The following is a 17674-nucleotide window of genomic DNA, read 5'->3' as shown; positions in this document are numbered from 1 at the left end:
GCTTCAATCAAAGTCGATTGAAGCCTTTTCTTTTTGTATTTTACTAAAAGACCTTATAGGAAGATTAATCAGTAAGACAGATAATATGATGATTGTTGAGCCAATCCCTTGGACCACCCCAAAACCCTCTCCATAAAGTAAAACACTTAATAGCGTCGCGATAACTGGTTCGACCGTGGCGATAATAGCTGCTTTACTGCTGTCTATCCTCTCAAGCCCTTTTGTATAACATAAATATGCAATGACTGTTGGAAACAGCCCGAGGCCAATACCATATAAGAGTACGTCTCCGGAGGAAAGCACACTCCCCTTCTTCCACAGCCCTGTAATCGGAAATAAGGTAATCGCCGCTACAATAAACGTGTAAAGTGTAACCGTAAATGGCGAATATTTTTTTAAAGCAAATTTACCAAAAATACTATACAGTGCGTAGCCGAAACCAGCACCAAGCCCTGTTAGGAGACCTCCGGCGCTAACTGTAGCAGCATCTGTCACACTAAGTCCGGCAATCAATACGCAGCCTAGAATGGTTCCTGCCACCGAAATAAGTTTGACCGAATCCATTTTTTCCTTTAGAAAAAAATAGGATAATACGGTGACGAACGCCGGAGCAGTATACAATAATATCACGGCAATCGATAAATTCATTTGATTAATTGCAGAAAAATAGCACCAGTTAAATAAAACAATACTGCAGATACCCGTCCCAACAAATAGCGGTGCATCAGTAAAGCTTATTTTCAAATGGCTCCGGTATTTTAGGATTCCAATTAACGCTAATAAAACAGCTGCTGTCACAACTCTGACAGCAACTATTTCCATCGGGGTAAATCCAAGGCTCGTTAATTTTCTAACAAAAATAGCGATGATTCCCCATAACGCTGCACTTACGACGATTAGAACGACGGGAATGGTTTTCTTCAATTCAACAGATAAACCTTTCCGTATTTCTCATAAAGGTAATCAATTAAATATTTAGCATTTAAGCCTTCACCTGTCACATCGTTTAATATTTCGAGCGGCTTTTTCATTTTTCCAAAGCGATGGATTTTCTCTGTCAGCCATTCCTTGATTGGAAGTAAATCTCCTTCCGCTAATAATTGTTCAAAATTTGGGAGCTCCTCAAGCATTTTATGCTTAAATTGAGCCGCATACATATAACCCAAGGCATACGATGGAAAATAGCCAAAACTGCCGCCAGCCCAATGGACATCCTGGAGAACACCCTGAGCATCATTTTCAGGACGAATTCCTAAGTACTCTTCATACATATCATTCCAAATCTTAGGAAGATCCTTGACTTCGATTTCATCATTAAATAACCCTTTTTCAATTTCATAGCGAATGATGACATGGAGCGGGTAGGTTAATTCATCTGCTTCAATTCGAATGAAGGATGGCTTGGATTCATTAATCGCCCGGTAAAAATCTTCGATTTCTACTTGATCAAACTGACCGTCTGCATATGTTTTTAACAGTTCATAGTTGTTTTGCCAAAATGAAAAGCTTCTTCCTACGATATTTTCATAAAAAAGGGATTGTGATTCATGAATCCCCGTTGATGTTCCCGAGCAAAGCGGTGTCCCAATCAAGTCTTTGGAAACATTTTGTTCGTATAAGGCATGGCCGCCTTCATGAATCGTACCGAAAACAGCTGTCCGGAAATCATTTTCATCATACTTCGTTGTTACGCGGACATCACCAGGATTTAATCCGATGGCAAAAGGATGAACCGTTTCATCCAGTCTTCCTCCATTGAAGTTATAGCCCATTGTCTCAAGGATTTTTAAACTGAATTCGCGTTGATTTTCCTTTGGAAATTCCTTAAATAGAAAGTCTGTTTGAGGTTTATGAGCCGAATCTGCAATCTGCTTAACTAAGGGAACAATTTTTTCCCTTAGTTCACCAAATACTTGATCCAAAACTGCCATCGTCATACCTGGTTCATACATATCTAATAAGACATCATATTTATTTTCTTTATGCCCCCAATAGCTGACAAACTGTTTTGTCATTGCTACCAGCTTCTCTAAGTAAGGACTAAACAGGGCAAAATCTGCTTTTTCCTTTGCTTCCTCCCAAACACTTTCTGCTTTAGATTGGAGAATAACAAACTCCTTGTAGTCTTCAGCAGGAATTTTCTTATTTCGATCATATTCTTTTTTGCATTCTTCAAGAATTTTTCTAGTCGTTTCAGACATTTCTTGTTTCGTTAAGTTAGCTATGTATGCTGCCATTTCTTCAGATGTAGACATTTTAAAGACTTCGGATGATAACATACCAATCACTTCGGACCTTTGCCCCGCACCATCCTTAGGGGCTCCTGTTCTTAAGTCCCAATAAATTAATCCTAATGCTTCGTTATAGGCAGACATTTTTTTCACATATTCTAAGAACTCTTTTTCTAACTGTGTGACATCCATTGAAGTTCCCCCCTTTTTATATCCAAATTTTATCATACTTTTCAGAAAAGTAGAAAGGCGGAGAAGTAAAAAAGACAACAGAAATAAATTTCTGTTGTAAAATATATTTATAGGGAAAAGAGGATATTTCTTGGAAATTAAATATTCAAATAAAACGCTTAGAGAAAGTTAAGTGATTTAAGCTTTTATAACAAATCACAAATTACTTTTTGCTGATTGACACTTTCCAGGTTTCCGGACCCTCTTCTAGGTATTCCCAAGAAAATTGTTCAGGTCTTTCCATCATAAACTGATATAATAGCGGTCTTGGATCATGGTCATTCACAATCATCATCGTCTCGCCAGATGCTAGTTCGTCAAATCCGTTAAAGATGGTTGGATGCTTTTCGCGTGGCGGGAAATCTGGTACATTGATGACCTTTACATAAGTTTGCATTATTATCACTCCTATTAGTTTGTTAACTTCTCTTTTATTATAAGGAAACATCGTTACACACTTAGTGCGTGGAATCACACTTTTAAGATGATTTAGTTCATATAGGGGGTATGACCAATGCAGGAACTAATAGGAACTTGTAAATGCTGCGAAAAAGAAATCTTTTGTTTGGATGGCTTCTTTAATGGTGTAAAAACCAAAGAAAAAGAGAATTATTGCTTTGAATGCTATGAGAAATTGAGCAAAACAGATGAAAACCCGCAAAGCTGAGCTTTGCGGGTTTTACTTTTACTATCCACCTATCCTTCACATAGTGAAGAACCTCATTTCAGATCAGCACATTGCTGAATGTTTTTTCACAAAATTGTCACATTGAGAATTATTTTCAACAAAAATGATTTATCTATGATGGAGGTCACATTATCAGTGTGGAATCATAGCTAAAATGAAGCTAAATCGAATTACTAATATGAAGGTGATGTTAATGAAGCAAGAGGACATCAAGGGTTTTACCTAATCAACTGTGAGGCGTTGCAACAGGAGCTTATCTATTAAAGCCATAAAAAATATGAGGAGATGTTACCAGATGGAACAGAGAATCATTGAACTTGACGTACGCGATGATTTAAAAAGTAAAATAGAACCTTTTCAAAAAATTATGGAGGCTATGAAAGAGCTCGGAGCAAATGATATCTTTATCCTCCATGCACCTTTTAAACCTGTCCCGCTTTTCGCTGTGTTAAAGGCAAAAGGCTTTAGCCATGAAGAAGAAGAACTGGAGAAAAAGCATTGGAAGGTAACGTTCACGAAAAAAGCATAGAGGAAAGGTGATTTCGAATGATTTTAGATAACCGTGGATTAGAGCCGCCGCAGCCGATGATGAGAACGTTAGCGGCTTTGGAAACGCTGGGGGAAAATGAGGTTTTAACGATTTTTAATGATAGAAGGCCAATGTTTCTTTACGAGCAGCTTGAAGAACTGGGCTATCAGCAGCAAACAGAAGCACAAGAAGACGGAAGTTTTAAAATTGAAATTTTTCGCTAAGATGGTGAACCATCATGCTTCCTCAAAACATGGGAAATGAAACAAATATTAAGCTTCCTTTCTCATTTATCTTTTTTAGCATTGTTGCTTTAGTTTTTTCACAAATACTGCTTTTACTAAATGGCCAAATGATGGTGGACGGAAGTTTTCGACTTCCGGCTATTTGGTCTTCCGCTCATTTATTAATCCTTGGCTGGGCGTTAATGGTGGCAATGGGAGCGATGTACCAGCTCGTCCCTGTCGCTTTTCTTACAAACATATGGAATGAGAAATTTGGCTTTATCCAATTTTTTGTAACCGCAGCAGGAATTGCGTCGTTTTCGGGTATGCTTTATTGTGCACCGCAAAAGGCAATGATTCCTGGAATCCTTACCTTAGTCGGTATATTAATGTTTTTATTTCAAATGGTGATGACCTTAAAAAAGCAGGCAAAACCAACCATTCTCACCGCTTTTGTTGGTTCAGCCTTGGTTTGCTTGTTTCTAACTATTTTCCTGGGAATAACCTTAATCTATTGTTTAAAAACAGGGATTGGAGCCGAATACTATCAAACGATTTTTAAGATTCATCTATTAATGGGAATAACAGGCTGGTTTACGTTACTAATCTTCGGATTCTCCTATAAGATGGTACCGATGTTTTCGTTATCTCATGGGTTTCCGATGGTTCAGGCGCGATATGTTTATAGCATATATGTATCTGGCCTCGTAATAACGATTATTTCTTTCATTTCTAATAATAGTGTTCTTACGAAAATTGGCTTCTTTTTACTCTTGGCTGGATTTTCAATTTTCAGCTGGCATATAAGCATCATCATTAAAAAGAGATTAAAGAAAAAACTGGATAAACCGTTTACGTTTGCTTTACTTGCAATTGGCTTTGGAAATCTCATTCATTTGGCAGCCTTTATTGTCCTTAGGACACGGTCATTTTCAACGCTTGCAGGTCCACTGATTTATAGCTATTTATTGCTTTGGATTGTCCTAAGTATTGTTGGATATTTATATAAGATTGTTCCATTCCTTTGGTGGACGTATAAATATAGCAAGGAAATCGGTAAAAATGCGGTTCCGTCCTTAAAGGATATGATGAATGAGAAGATAGTTGTTCCGTTATTTTCATTATTTGTCGCTGCCGTTTTGATTGTCTTTACTTCATTCGTCTTTAAAGCGGCAATTCTCTTTAATATCGGTCAGTTTATCCTCTCAATTGTGCTAATTGTTATTTCATACAGTATTCTTAGCGTCCTAAAAAAATAATGAGGTGTTTACCATGAATTTAAAAGAAAAAGTCCTTAATGAGTTAAAAACTGTTTATGATCCGGAGTTAAATATAAACGTTGTTGATTTAGGCTTAATCTATAATGTTGAGATTGCAGATGATGCCGATGTAACTATTACGATGACACTGACAACTCCAGGGTGCCCGCTCCATGACAGTATCACAAAAGGTGTCCGCTATTGTGTCGAAGGAATCGAGGAAACGAGAAATGTAGAAGTCAATCTTGTCTGGGAACCTGCTTGGTCGCCTGATAAAATGACCGCCGAAGGGAAAAGTTATTTGGGTAGATAATAAAGAAAAGAGGAAACGCCTTAAGTATATGGCGTTTCCTCTTTTTTTAGATTGCCTCGGTAGGCAGAACTTCTTTGATTTTTTCTAACACACCTGGGACGATATCTTCGTCCAATAAAATATGAACTGTTCCTTGATCCTGTTCACTTCGAATCAATCGCCCTACTCCCTGACGCAGACGGAGGAGCATATAAGGTAAATCCACTTCTACGAATGGATTGTCGGCCCCATCTCTCTTCGCCGTAAAAACCGGGTCATTAGGAGGAAATGGCAGTGAGAAAATGATCACATTTTCAAGCGATCTGCCGGGGATATCAAGGCCTTCCCATAGGTGAATCGAACAAAGAACCGCATGCTCTTCATTTTGGAATTTCGAAACGAGCGTGCTGATTTCTTCATCCCCCTCGAAATAGACCGGGTATGAGACTTCTTTAGAAATCCTTTCCTTAACACGTGCCAGCTCGTCTTTATTATTTAACAAAATGAGTGCCCTGCCCTCTGATTGACGTACTTGTTCAAGCAGATAGTCTGTTTTTTTGTCTATTTCATTGTGTGTGAACCTTGGCAGGAATAGCTTCATTTTGTCTTGATAGTCAAAAGGCGATGCGACTGAGAAGGATAGATATTCCTTGACACCTAGACTACTGGAAATATAGTCGAACGATTTTTGATTGGCGAGGGTCGCTGATGAAAATACAAACGGCTTTTTCTGTGAGAAAACCTCTTCCCGCATCACCTCTTCGACCATTTTTGGCATGATCACAAGCGTCCGTTCACCCTTGTCCTCTTCAAACCAAGTGATTCCGTTCAATTCTTTCAGGAAAAGGGATAACGAGTAAGTGATTTGTTCCAAATACTCCTCAACAATTTTTAGGTCATACTCATTAATAACATATAACTCACTTTCAAAGACCAGCTCCTCCTCCAATGTTTGCAGGGTTGAGAATAGTTTTCGGCAAGTTTTCATTACTATTGGATGCTTAGTAATGACTTGTTTTTCGGAGCCTTGTGATAGTGAAGAAAATTGTGAAATCGTATCAAAAAATGCTTCGTTATCTAAAAGAGCCTCTTCAATCGTGTACAACGTTTCCTCTCGCACTTCATTTTCCATTAACCTTGTAAGCAGTGTCTCTAACGTATAATCAGTAAAGCGGTAGCTTAACGCTTTCTGTGCTGCATATTCCAGCAGGTGACCTTCATCAAAAACTACAGAAGAATGCTCCGGTAATAGCGGCAGCTGGCCTTCGCGCTTTCGTGATTCCTTTGTCCAAATATGCTCCATATAAAAATCATGAGAACAGATGATTAAATCGGTAGAATGCCGATAAAAATCACGATGTAAGGTCAGCCCGCAGCGATGACGCTTTTCACAGGCAAAGCAATCCTGAAGGGAATCCCAATTAACATCAGACCATCGATCATCTGACAAGGCGGGATAATCTCGCCTGTCCCCATATTTTTCAAACGACTGCATCGATCCTGCCGTGTGAACGAAATCAGGGAGCTGTTGATAAATTTCAGAAATTTCATCAGAAAAATCATTATTTCTAACCTGATCAAGCTTTTTTAAACATAAGTACTGATCACGCGATTTTGCCAGCCGAACATCAATATTCAACTGCAAGACCTTCTCTAATTTTGCAATATCGCCTTCTTTTTTGACGAGCTGCTCAATTAATGTTTCATCCGCACAAGCAATGATGGCAGGACGATTCGTGTATCTTGCGTACATAATCGAGTAAAGTAAATAAACAATCGTTTTCCCTGTTCCTACACCCGCTTCAGCAAAAATAACTTTTTTATCTTTAAATGCTTTTTCAAGTTGAAAAGCCATGAAAATTTGCTCGTCCCTGAGTTCGAAACCGGCTTCTGGCAAAATGTCATAAAATAAGTCGCCGATCCATTCACTTAATTTATCATAAAAGGATTCAGTTTTTGAAATTTCAAACGGCATCCGATTCTGCATCATATTCCCCCTATAAAAACCGTCTATTTCTCGAAGTCATTTTGACGCGGTGGCTTTTTACCCCAGTATTGATAAAGATCCGTCCGGATAAAGCCATTAAACAGCTTTCTCTTTTTCGTAGCCGGCTTCCCGTAGAATTGCTCAAAATCTTCATTTGATGTGAGGATATATTTGGACCATGTATCGAGTTTGTTAAAGGCCTGGCCCATTTCCTTATACATCTGCTCGACAGCCTTTTTCTCGCCGAGTCTTTCGCCATATGGTGGATTCCCAATAATAACCCCGTATTCCTTGGTGGTGGTAATATCTCTAACCTGCATTTGTTTAAAATGAAGGATGTCTGCAAAACCAGCCTCGACCGCATTTTCTTGAGCTATTTTCACCATTCTGTGGTCAATATCAGTACCCATTATGTCTAGCGGCTGATCATATTTTGCCATGTCTTCTGCTTCTATCCGGGCATCATCCCATACTTTCGGAGAAATCCAATTCCAGCCCTCTGACACAAATTCTCGATTAAAACCAGGAGCGATATTTTGTCCAATCATGGCCGCCTCAATCGGAATCGTGCCAGAGCCGCAGAAAGGATCAATAAAGGGACGGTCAGCCTTCCAATTGGTTAACAAAACAAGGGCAGCTGCCAGCGTTTCTTTTAAAGGTGCCTCCCCTTGATCTGAGCGGTAGCCACGTTTGTGAAGGCCCTGACCGCTGGCATCAATCGTTATCGTAGCCACATCTTTTAACAAAGCAACTTCAATGCGGTAAAGAGCACCGGTTTCCTCAAACCAGCTGTCACGCTTATACTGTTTCTTCATCCGTTCAACCACTGCTTTTTTGACGATTGCTTGACAATCGGAAACACTGAACAATTTTGATTTAACTGACTTTCCAATGACCGGAAATTCCGCATCTTCTGGGAGATATTTTTCCCATGGCAGCGCCTTCGTCTTCTCAAACAATTCATCAAAAGTGTAGGCCTTAAATTCGCCAACCTTTATCTTTATTCTATCTGCCGTTCGCAGCCATAAATTACTGCGGGCAATCGCCGATTCATCCCCAGAATAAGTAATCTTTCCATTTTCCACTTCACAGTCGTATCCTAACGCCCGTACCTCTTTGGCAACTAAAGCTTCGAGCCCCATTGCCGCAGTTGCGATTAATTGATAGTTTCCCATTTTATCACCCTTAATCCATTTCAAGTGTATGTATGTTTGTGCTTCCAATATACTTATTTTATCAAATTCATTATTGACAAAAAGAAACAAAGGGATGCAGTTTTAGCCAATAAAAAAGCTCCCCATATCAGGAGAGCCGTTTATAATCCAGCAAAATTCCCATTAATAACGTTCTGTAAGCCATGTTCTGTACCATAGTACTGCAAACGGCAGTGATGCCTCGTACTTAGGTGGTAATCATCTATCTACAGATTCACAATGGAACCTGTCCTTCTCCTTGTTGAATTCCTCAGAGAAAGTGCCCCTACCATTATTTGGGTTTCTCGCTCGTGGGGTTTACCCGTTCCACCCTTTCCATTTCTGGAAAGGCTCCGTCACTGTGGCACTTTTATAGGTATTCATACCATATCCAAAGGACTTAGGTATTTTCCCGGCCGTCAACTGAGTCTTGACTCAGCTGCCCTAGCTTATGATTTCGCTAGGCACGAACACTACGAGCATCTCAGCTCGTGCGAGCATGGACTTTCCTCTGCAAGAATGCAAATGATCCTTGCAGCGATTACCCGAACGTAATTAATGAATACATTTATTATTATATGTATTTCATGCTGTTTTTTCAATAGTTTTTATTAGGAAAACACGGCATAATCTGTTAATCGTATAGTTTATTGCCAAAAACATGTTTTTCTAAATTGGATATCCGCTTTAAAATATCAAAGTTCGTTGTGCCAGCAGGCTGTGCCGCTGGCTGCCTTTTTGAAGAATCCTCGAGCTGTTTACGCAGTCTAAGATTTTCTTGTTGCAGGTCCTCGAGCTCCTGATGAAAGGTTTCATAATCTTTAATAATTAAATCCAAGAATTTATCAACATCTTCTTGCTTATAACCACGTACACCTGTTTTAAACTCTTTTTCCAAGATATCCTTAGCTGTTAATTTTACTTTATCGGATAGCATCTAAATCACCTCAGTTTAGCCAATCATTCCATATTATTTTTTCAAAAATAACTTCTTTTGTCAATTTTCTTTTGTTACAAAGATTACAATCAACTTAATATATGTGCGAAATCCTTAAACATTCCTTAAAAATCAGTCTGTTTGTATTGTTCTTCCTCTACAATCATTTGTAAGTCGTAAAAGGTTATAAGCTCAAGCGGATAAGTATTTTCCTTTTGATATTGTACTGCCAATTCATATAAATATTTTGGACTTCCTTCCTTTTCTTGATCATAAAGAAGCAGAAGGCCATCGCTTTTTTCAATAAAAAATTGATTTTTCAAGCGAAATTGCCACGGTTTCTCATAGCCTTTTTTGGTAACTGAATCAATAAAATCTGCTTGGGCAAGCACAGACTCATACCATTCCTTGTTATTTTCATTCCATGATGCCTCTTGATCCAGAAAAGGAGTAATTACCGCCAGCTTTATATCAGGAAAATCTAATTGTAAATCAAAGATAACTTCAGCCGCCCACAGTTCCACACCTAATTGACCACTGATCAACACCCATTCTAATCCCTCTTCAACCAATGGTATTAAAGATTTCTTGATCGCAGCCTTGATGAAGAGGACAGAAGGATGGTCTTTCTTAAATATACCTAATTCAAAGGGTTTATAACCCGAAATGGCCAGCACTTTAATCAAAACGTCCCCCTCTGCACAAAAAAATTTTTAAATGGACAAACATTTTTACACAAACAGCATATCATATTAGTAAATAAACGTTAGTTGCACTTATGCCTGATTGGAAAGTTTACTTTCAAATCAGCGAAAAAACAAGGGCTATAAAGCCCTTGCAATCGACATTACTTGACCTTAAGGTCTAGGACCCATGAATGGTCCTGGTGCGAAGCCTGGGCCTCCTGGTCCGAAGCCTGGGCCTCCCATTCCAAAACCTGGACCTCCAAAGCCTGGCATTGCATTTGCAACTGGCATTCCGCCTGGTGCACATGGGTTACAGCAGTTAATATGTTGACTACACACATCTTCGCAGCATGAAGCTGTTTCACAACAGTAATGTTTATGTTGGTACATATGATGATTGACTGTTGTAACATGTGTTGGATGGATGTGTGGCACCACCGTTGTTGAGAACGTATGGTTCACAATTTGATTCGTCGGATGAATGACTGGCGGCGTAAAATTGGTTCCAAGATACATATAATACTCTCCCTTCAATTATTCTGTTTACATTAACAGCCTATGTTGAAGGAGTTACTCTTGTACTAATGAAAATACCTATTTTTCACTATTCAGGATGAATATTTCAAAATTCCACCCTGCCTTGTTTTCTTATAATATGGAATAAAAGCTATCTTTTAAGTTGGTAAAAACAAAGGCAGTCAAACATACGACAATAAAAAACAAGAATAATATTGCTTTGTACATACTACCAGCTCCATCAGTTTTTTAGTCGTATTATTAATCAATCCAACTTCACATTTTACCTGATTTAGCATTGATATACAATATTGAAACACTTGTTTTTCACCTGTAATTATTACAGATTTGTGGCAATAAATCGAAATTTGCTGAAAATAAAAATTTCATCGGAATTTTTGGCGAATTTTGCGCTTACCCAGGAAATTTAGCATATTTCCGTTCTAAGCGCTTTAGCCTAACCTCAAGCTGTTCCGCAGTCAAATGACTAGACAAATTGACTGATTTTTTCGATTGCGTTTTTAATAAAATGGCTCTTTTACAGTAACCAATGGCTAGCTGGTAATCTTTTAATCTATGTTCATGGATTTTTGCAAGCTCTACACAAGCTTCCAAACTCATCCGGTTTTCGTCACAGTCGACAACATCCTTAAACAATTTTCGTGCAGTTTCCCAGTCACGTTCTTTTTTGCTCTGGAAGGCCAAGGCAAGCTTTGCCTGGAAGGAAGTCATATCATTGCCCGTGGTCAGTTTACTCAAAACTTGTTCCGCCTCACTCTTTTCTCCTAACGCTGCAAACCAGCGCCCCACTTCATAGGATTCAGATCTAGACTGAAACGCATCGATTCCACACAGTTGAAAGGTGAGATGGGTATAAAGCGTAACAAGTGATAAAATGTCAATTTCATTATGCTTTAGAATTCCAAGCATGCCTTCAGGTGTTTTACTTTCAACAAAATCAAAATAAATCATTGGCGCCAAAAATCCGGGTATATCATCGATTCTCTCTACTCCTAAAACTTCTTTTTCTACAACAGCTAATTTTAAACGTTCTAATTTATGCTTCCATAACCTTCTTGCCGCGTGGAATAAATCGAAATGGCCAAATGCTGGCAGCTTTGGGACATGTTCCCTTACAAGGGTATGCCTTGTTTTGACTTGCGGCCAGTCAAACGATTTTCCATTATAAGTGACCAGCGTTTTATAATTCACCTTTTCTAAAAAACTTTGATATAAAGGAACCTCAGCACCAGGGTGTGGCAGGATGTGCTGTCGTAAAACAAGCTGTTCTCCAGAAATGCTGGCATAACCAAGGAGAAAGATGGTATTTCCTACCCCGCCGCCAAGTCCGGTCGTTTCTGTATCAAAGAAGAATAGTTCCTCTGCGACATGCCCTTGGGCAGACAATGGGTGATTGACGGGTCGCTTGTTCCATATGTCCACCGCGGTAAGGAAATCCCGAAAACAATAATGTCCATGCTGCTGTGAAAGGGGGTATTTAACTTCCCTGATTAAGCAGTAATCTTGGCCGAGGAAATAGGGAAACACCCCTTCTTGTTTCCACCGCTCATGAAATGGGACATCAATCTTCCCCGGATCACGCAGGTTATCGACTTTAACAGACTGGCTTCCCCCCGATAGGTGAGGTTTTAAGCGATTCAATTTACTTTTTAATGACATTACTGCACTTCCTTGTCCAAATCAGACGGTTTTAAAAAAGAATGAATAATTTTTAGTGTATCCTGTTTGGCTGTTTCGCCTACTGTATCAGCGCCAATACATGATGGACAGCCGGAATGACATGGACAGCGGTCAATCATTTTTTTTGTTTCGGCAAATACTTCTGACATACCGCTGTGGATTTTTTCACTTAAGCCAATTCCACCCGGATAACGATCATAAAAGAAAATTGTTGGCTTCTCATTATGGTCAGCCTTTACTTGGGGAATGACATGAATATCCTGCGGGTCGGCCATCACAAATAACGGTGCAATATGATTTAACGCATGTGCGGCTCCGACTAGTCCTTGTTCAAGTCGTTCATGCCCCATATCAGCTAACGGCTTATTTAATGAAATCCAGGCTGCACTCGTGTGCAGCTCTTCTTCTGGAAGATGGATTGGCCCTGACCCGATGTTTTCATGCGTCTCAAATTTGATTTTCTTAAAAATCGTTGCCATTGCCCGGACGCTGACATCACCAAAGCCGATTTCGGCATCATCCATGGTCTGGAGCTTGTCCTCCTCTAATACCTTTAATTGGACGGCAAGATTGGCATCGGTAAAATAGTCGACATCAACTTCCCTGACAAACGCCTTCTTTTCGTCCCAATCAAGCTTCTCAACTTGGAATTGTATCCCTTGATGTAAATAAATGGCTTCATCATGGAGAAGCGTCATCGCGGAAAAGCGGTCCATTTCCCCGATGACTTTTACATTTGCCACATCTGATTGATCAACTATAATCACATTTTCCTGTGAAGCCGATCGCAGACTAATGTTATGTGCCGGGAAAGAATCGTTCATCCAATACCATTTTTCCCCATTTCGATAAAGGACTCGTTCTTCTGTTAAATACTCCAGCAATTCCTCTGTTTCAACTTTACCAAACTGCTCACCTGCTTTAAACGGAAGCTCATAGGCAGCACATTTCATATGATCGATTAAAATGATTAAATTATCGGGATTAATTCGTGCTGTTTCCGGGCTTTTATTAAAAAAATAATCGGGGTTCTGAATGATATACTGATCGAGCGGACTTGAACTGGCGACCATAATGACAAGGGCCTCCCCATGCCGCCTTCCTGCTCTTCCTGCCTGCTGCCAAGCACTTGATATCGTACCAGGATAGCCTGTCATAATGCAGACCTGAAGCGCTCCTATATCAACTCCTAATTCCAAAGCGTTTGTGCTGACAACCCCGTAAATCTCCCCGGACCGGAGTCCTTTCTCAATTTTCCTTCTTTCTGTAGGAAGATAACCGCCCCGATAACCCATTATTGATTTAGCACCCAACTGATTTTCCACCAATTCCTGTAGGTAGGTCAAGATAATTTCAACCCTGACTCTGCTTCTCGCGAAAACAATCGTTTGAATTTTATTCTTTAATAGTTCACCGGCAATTTTCCGTACTTCTAAGGTAGCACTTCTTCTAATATTTAACGGTTTATTCACAATCGGCGGGTTATAAAAGAGAAAATGCTTCCTCCCGCTCGGTGAACCGTTGTTATCAATTAAGCTCATTGTCTCTTCTGTTAAGGTTTGCGCCAGTTCTAATGGATTGGCGATTGTCGCCGATGTACAAATAAACACAGGGTTGCTTCCATAATAGCGGCAAATACGTTTCAATCTTCGAATAACATTGGCAACATGGCTTCCAAATACGCCCCGATACGTATGCAGCTCGTCAATTACAACAAATTTAAGATTTTCAAACAAGGATACCCATTTCGTATGATGCGGCAAAATGGCTGAATGGAGCATATCAGGGTTAGTAATGACCACATGCCCTGCCTTCCTGACCTTTTGGCGGATATTTGCCGGTGTATCTCCATCATACGTGTAGCTGTTAATATCAGCACCGGCTGCTTGAATAATTTCATTGATTTCACTCTTTTGATCTTGTGCCAATGCTTTTGTCGGGAACATATAAAGAGCTCTTGCACTTGGGTTCGCTAAAATCGTTTGCAAAACAGGAAGATTATAGCACAGTGTTTTTCCGGACGCCGTCGGTGTTACTGCAACGATACTTCTACCTTCCAGAATTTGATCATATGCAGACCTTTGGTGGGAATAAAGCTGTTCAATCCCCCTGCTCTCAAGTGCTTTTCTTAACACCGGATGTAAGTCTTCAGGCATTGGAACCAATTGTGCTGGTTTCTCGTCAATTGTCTGCCAGGTAACGATATTTTCTTTAAATTCATCATTTATTTTTAATTCTGCCAGTATGTCCGGCAAATTTTTTCTTATCTTCATCGTCCTCACCCCAATACTTCTATTCTAGCGAATGAACGTTCGCGACAAAAGCAAAATACAAAATTTTTTCTTCTAATTCGACTGGTATCATTTTCCATGAACATATGAAAACAATTTCGGCTCCTAATACTTTCAATTATAAATAAACTATTGGAAGATTTTTTGTTACAATAGATAGTAACTGAAAATAATTTGAAGGTGATAGAATGAGGATAGAAGAAATTAAGAGGGTACTTTCTGATTTCACTCTTTTTCGCGAATTAAATGATTTTGAATTATCGAAGATTACCAATATTGCGATCGCAAGAGATTGGAAAAAGCAAAGTCATGTTTTCCTCCAAGGCGACCCGCTTGAAAACGTCTATTTTATTTATGATGGGAAAATCAAAATTTACAAAAGTGACGTCAATGGCAAAGAGCAGATTGTCGCCATCATGAAAAAGGGTGAGATGTTTCCACATGTCGGCTTTTTCAGAAAAGGTGACTATCCTGCCTATGCAGAGGTTCTCGAACCATCCAAGCTGATTGCTGTGCCGATTTCCCAATTCGAAACGGTCCTTATAGAAAATCCTGAGCTATGTATTAAGGTGTTTAAGGTGCTTGGCGAGAAAATCGTCGATCTGCAAAACCGGCTGGAGGAACAAATTCTTAATAATACCTATGAACAAATTATTAAATTACTAATCCGGATTGCGCAGAAACACGGTGAGGAACAAGACGATGGGACCATTCTTTTAACGTCCGAATTTACCAACAAGGATTTAGCCAATATGATTGGCACGACAAGGGAAACGATTAGCCGGACATTAACAAAAATGAAAAAGGAAGAACTAATTGAAGTAGATGATGAAGGAAACATGATTGTCGATGTTGAGATTCTTATGGAAGAAATCAATCTTATCTGATAGAACCGCAGCAACAAGGCTGCGGTTCTTTAACTTATTTCACAGATAATTGAAGCATTTCTTCCATATCTTCTTTTACTGTACCAATCAATTTTAAATTAAATGTTTCTTGAAGGACTTGTAATACTCCTTCCGCGATAAATTCAGGCGGTTTTGGCCCAATACGGATATCCTTGATTCCTAAGCTGAACAGCCCGAGCAGAATCGCAACTGCTTTTTGTTCAAACCAAGACAAAACAATACTAACTGGAAGTTCATTCACTTCACAGCCAAATGCATCCGCTAGCGCCATCGCAATTTTCACAGTTGAGCCGGAATTGTTGCACTGGCCTAAGTCGATATATCGAGGAATCTCTGTTCCGGGAACAACACCGTAGTCAACGTCATTGAAGCGGAATTTTCCGCAGGACGTTGTCAAAATTACCGTTTCTGGCGGTAATGATGTAGCGAGTTCACGATAGTAATCACCGCCATGGCCGGGGGCGTCACATCCGGCAATGACAAAGAACCGTTTTATTTTCCCAGCCTTAACGGCGTCAATAACTTCCGGTGCAATCCCTAGAACAGTTTCATGATGGAAGCCTGTTAACAATGTTTCAGCAGAATCGATTGCCGCTTCAGGAAGCTCTAATGCCCTGTCAATTAACGGGCTAAAATCATCATTGATAATTTTTTCTACGTTTTCAAGCCCTGCCACCTCGTATGTAAACATTCTGTCCGCATACGTTCCTTTGATTGGCATTACGCAATTCGTTGTTGCAAGAATCGCCCCTGGGAATTTTTCAAAAAGACGACGTTGGTCATACCAAGCTTTGCCGATATTGCCTTTAAGATGAGAATATTTTTTTAATGCCGGATAGCCGTGTGCAGGAAGCATTTCAGAATGAGTATAAATATTTATTCCTTTACCTTCTGTTTGCTTCAATAGTTCCTCTAAGGCAAACAAATTATGACCTGTAACGACGATACATTTGCCTTCAATTTTGTTTTGACTAACACGGATTGGCACTGGGATACCTAATCGCTTCGTGTGGGCCTCGTCAAGCATTTCCATTACCCGGACAGCTGCCTGTCCTACTTTCATTGCCATATCAATATGTTCTTGAACATTAAAATTGGAGTTCGTTAATGTCAAATAAAGAGCTTCATGTGTTGTAGCATCAACAAAGCTGTCTGTAATCCCTAGCTGATTAGCATGTGTGCGATAGGCCGCAATTCCTTTTAAGCCAAAAATAATTGTGTCTTGTAAGCTTGCAATTGTTTCATTTTTACCACAAACCCCCATGATTGTACATCCACCTGATGGGGTTTGTTCACATTGATAACAGAACATAATGTTGCCTCACTTTCTATTTTATTACCGCTAAAGCATACAAATCTTAGCATCTCATTATTGTGATGTTTGTCACATAGAAACAGGTTGTAACAAATCGTTCAAAAAGTTATTGCAATAATATGACGGCACCTACCTAGTTCTAACGGCATATGATAAGGAGTGAAATAATGGAAAGAGAGGGAATGTTAATGTCTTCGATGCCTCCAAATGAGAAAAATAACCCTAAAAAGCCGTTGCCTGAACCTTTTCGTGAATTGGTGAAATCAATGAACGATTTCTTCACAGATAAACCAGTCCGTGGATTTTTACAATCGATTGATGATTTTTTCAATACACCATTTCCCGCTGCAGCTGGGTTCCCTGTAAAGACAATAGAAACTGGAAATGAACATATTATTACGGCTGAACTTCCCGGTGTTAAAAGAGAACAAATTCATTTAAATATTACCGGGAATTATTTGACCATATCTGTTGAAAATAATGAGTTAGAAACCGAGGAAGACAACCACAATCAAGTTTTTCGGAGCAAGTTTATTAGGCAGCAATCCTCAAGAACGATTTCCCTTCCCCATGCGATTAATGATAAAAAGGTGAAGGCCTCTTACCGAGATGGCTTATTACAAATTTGCATCCCGCAAGAAAAAGGCAAAATTATTGAAATTGAAGAATAGGAAAAGACGGCCATA

General features: G+C 39.5%; 18 protein-coding genes and 1 other RNA gene. 7 read left to right on the top strand and 12 right to left on the bottom strand.

What is annotated here, in order from left to right:
- Positions 1–3: 3 nt before the first annotated feature.
- From AA980_RS15155 to AA980_RS15145, 3 genes are all read right to left on the bottom strand, one after another.
- Positions 4–924 (bottom strand): DMT family transporter, encoded by a 921-nt coding sequence (locus AA980_RS15155; protein ID WP_024027099.1) that lies wholly within the window; start codon positions 922–924, stop codon positions 4–6.
- Positions 921–2423 (bottom strand): carboxypeptidase M32, encoded by a 1503-nt coding sequence (locus tag AA980_RS15150; RefSeq protein WP_024027098.1) that lies wholly within the window; start codon positions 2421–2423, stop codon positions 921–923. Before AA980_RS15150 ends, AA980_RS15155 begins: the two co-directional genes overlap by 4 nt.
- Positions 2424–2625: 202 nt before the next feature.
- Positions 2626–2859: a DUF2249 domain-containing protein gene (locus AA980_RS15145; RefSeq protein ID WP_024027097.1), complete on the bottom strand. Its 234-nt coding sequence runs from the start codon at positions 2857–2859 to the stop codon at positions 2626–2628.
- A gap of 117 nt (positions 2860–2976) precedes the next feature.
- On the opposite strand from AA980_RS15145, the gene AA980_RS27495 reads away from it, so the two are divergent.
- From AA980_RS27495 to AA980_RS15125, 5 genes are all read left to right on the top strand, one after another.
- Complete coding sequence (locus tag AA980_RS27495) at positions 2977–3129, top strand: hypothetical protein (RefSeq protein ID WP_024027096.1); 153 nt, start codon at positions 2977–2979, stop codon at positions 3127–3129.
- 316 nt (positions 3130–3445) lie between these two features.
- Complete coding sequence (locus AA980_RS15140) at positions 3446–3679, top strand: DUF2249 domain-containing protein (RefSeq protein ID WP_024027095.1); 234 nt, start codon at positions 3446–3448, stop codon at positions 3677–3679.
- 17 nt (positions 3680–3696) lie between these two features.
- Positions 3697–3903 carry a DUF2249 domain-containing protein gene (locus AA980_RS15135; protein ID WP_024027094.1) on the top strand — a complete coding sequence of 69 codons (207 nt, stop codon included), beginning with the start codon at positions 3697–3699 and terminating at the stop codon, positions 3901–3903.
- Between the two features lie 14 nt (positions 3904–3917).
- Positions 3918–5162 carry a hypothetical protein gene (locus AA980_RS15130; protein WP_024027093.1) on the top strand — a complete coding sequence of 415 codons (1245 nt, stop codon included), beginning with the start codon at positions 3918–3920 and terminating at the stop codon, positions 5160–5162.
- A 13-nt stretch (positions 5163–5175) separates the two neighbouring features.
- Entirely contained in the window at positions 5176–5475 is a 300-nt protein-coding gene (locus AA980_RS15125; RefSeq protein WP_024027092.1) for a metal-sulfur cluster assembly factor, read from the top strand.
- Between the two features lie 46 nt (positions 5476–5521).
- Here the strand turns inward: AA980_RS15125 and AA980_RS15120 are convergent, their stop codons facing one another.
- From AA980_RS15120 to AA980_RS15085, 8 genes are all read right to left on the bottom strand, one after another.
- Complete coding sequence (locus tag AA980_RS15120; RefSeq protein ID WP_024027091.1) at positions 5522–7441, bottom strand: ATP-dependent DNA helicase; 1920 nt, start codon at positions 7439–7441, stop codon at positions 5522–5524.
- 23 nt (positions 7442–7464) lie between these two features.
- Entirely contained in the window at positions 7465–8616 is a 1152-nt protein-coding gene (locus AA980_RS15115) for a THUMP domain-containing class I SAM-dependent RNA methyltransferase (RefSeq protein ID WP_024027090.1), read from the bottom strand.
- 171 nt (positions 8617–8787) lie between these two features.
- An RNA gene (gene rnpB / locus AA980_RS26455) (RNase P RNA component class B) lies at positions 8788–9187 on the bottom strand.
- Between the two features lie 81 nt (positions 9188–9268).
- Complete coding sequence (gene gpsB / locus AA980_RS15105) at positions 9269–9571, bottom strand: cell division regulator GpsB (protein WP_024027089.1); 303 nt, start codon at positions 9569–9571, stop codon at positions 9269–9271.
- Positions 9572–9696: 125 nt separating this feature from the next.
- Positions 9697–10254 (bottom strand): DUF1273 domain-containing protein, encoded by a 558-nt coding sequence (locus AA980_RS15100; protein WP_193392236.1) that lies wholly within the window; start codon positions 10252–10254, stop codon positions 9697–9699.
- A gap of 174 nt (positions 10255–10428) precedes the next feature.
- Positions 10429–10773: a CotD family spore coat protein gene (locus tag AA980_RS15095; RefSeq protein WP_024027087.1), complete on the bottom strand. Its 345-nt coding sequence runs from the start codon at positions 10771–10773 to the stop codon at positions 10429–10431.
- 414 nt (positions 10774–11187) lie between these two features.
- A complete protein-coding gene (locus AA980_RS15090; RefSeq protein ID WP_024027086.1) occupies positions 11188–12453 on the bottom strand; it encodes a ribonuclease H-like domain-containing protein in 1266 nt (421 codons plus the stop codon).
- Positions 12453–14747 (bottom strand): DEAD/DEAH box helicase, encoded by a 2295-nt coding sequence (locus tag AA980_RS15085; RefSeq protein ID WP_024027085.1) that lies wholly within the window; start codon positions 14745–14747, stop codon positions 12453–12455. The genes AA980_RS15090 and AA980_RS15085 overlap by 1 nt, the downstream gene beginning before the upstream one ends.
- Positions 14748–14953: 206 nt before the next feature.
- On the opposite strand from AA980_RS15085, the gene AA980_RS15080 reads away from it, so the two are divergent.
- Positions 14954–15652, top strand: a complete 699-nt coding sequence (locus AA980_RS15080) for a Crp/Fnr family transcriptional regulator (RefSeq protein ID WP_024027084.1) — start codon at positions 14954–14956, stop codon at positions 15650–15652.
- Between the two features lie 34 nt (positions 15653–15686).
- Here the strand turns inward: AA980_RS15080 and hcp are convergent, their stop codons facing one another.
- Positions 15687–16985, bottom strand: a complete 1299-nt coding sequence (gene hcp / locus AA980_RS15075) for a hydroxylamine reductase (protein WP_034723322.1) — start codon at positions 16983–16985, stop codon at positions 15687–15689.
- A 170-nt stretch (positions 16986–17155) separates the two neighbouring features.
- Here hcp and AA980_RS15070 point away from each other — a divergent pair, with 170 nt between their 5' ends.
- On the top strand, positions 17156–17659 hold the full coding sequence (locus AA980_RS15070; protein WP_024027082.1) for an Hsp20/alpha crystallin family protein: 504 nt from the start codon (positions 17156–17158) through the stop codon (positions 17657–17659).
- Positions 17660–17674: the final 15 nt, after the last annotated feature.

Source organism: Neobacillus vireti (assembly GCF_001026695.1).
In the GTDB taxonomy this organism is placed as follows: Bacteria; Bacillota; Bacilli; order Bacillales; family Cytobacillaceae; genus Neobacillus; species Neobacillus vireti.
The sequence above is the reverse complement of the archived record's forward strand: the minus strand, read 5'-3'. Positions and strand labels throughout refer to the sequence as shown.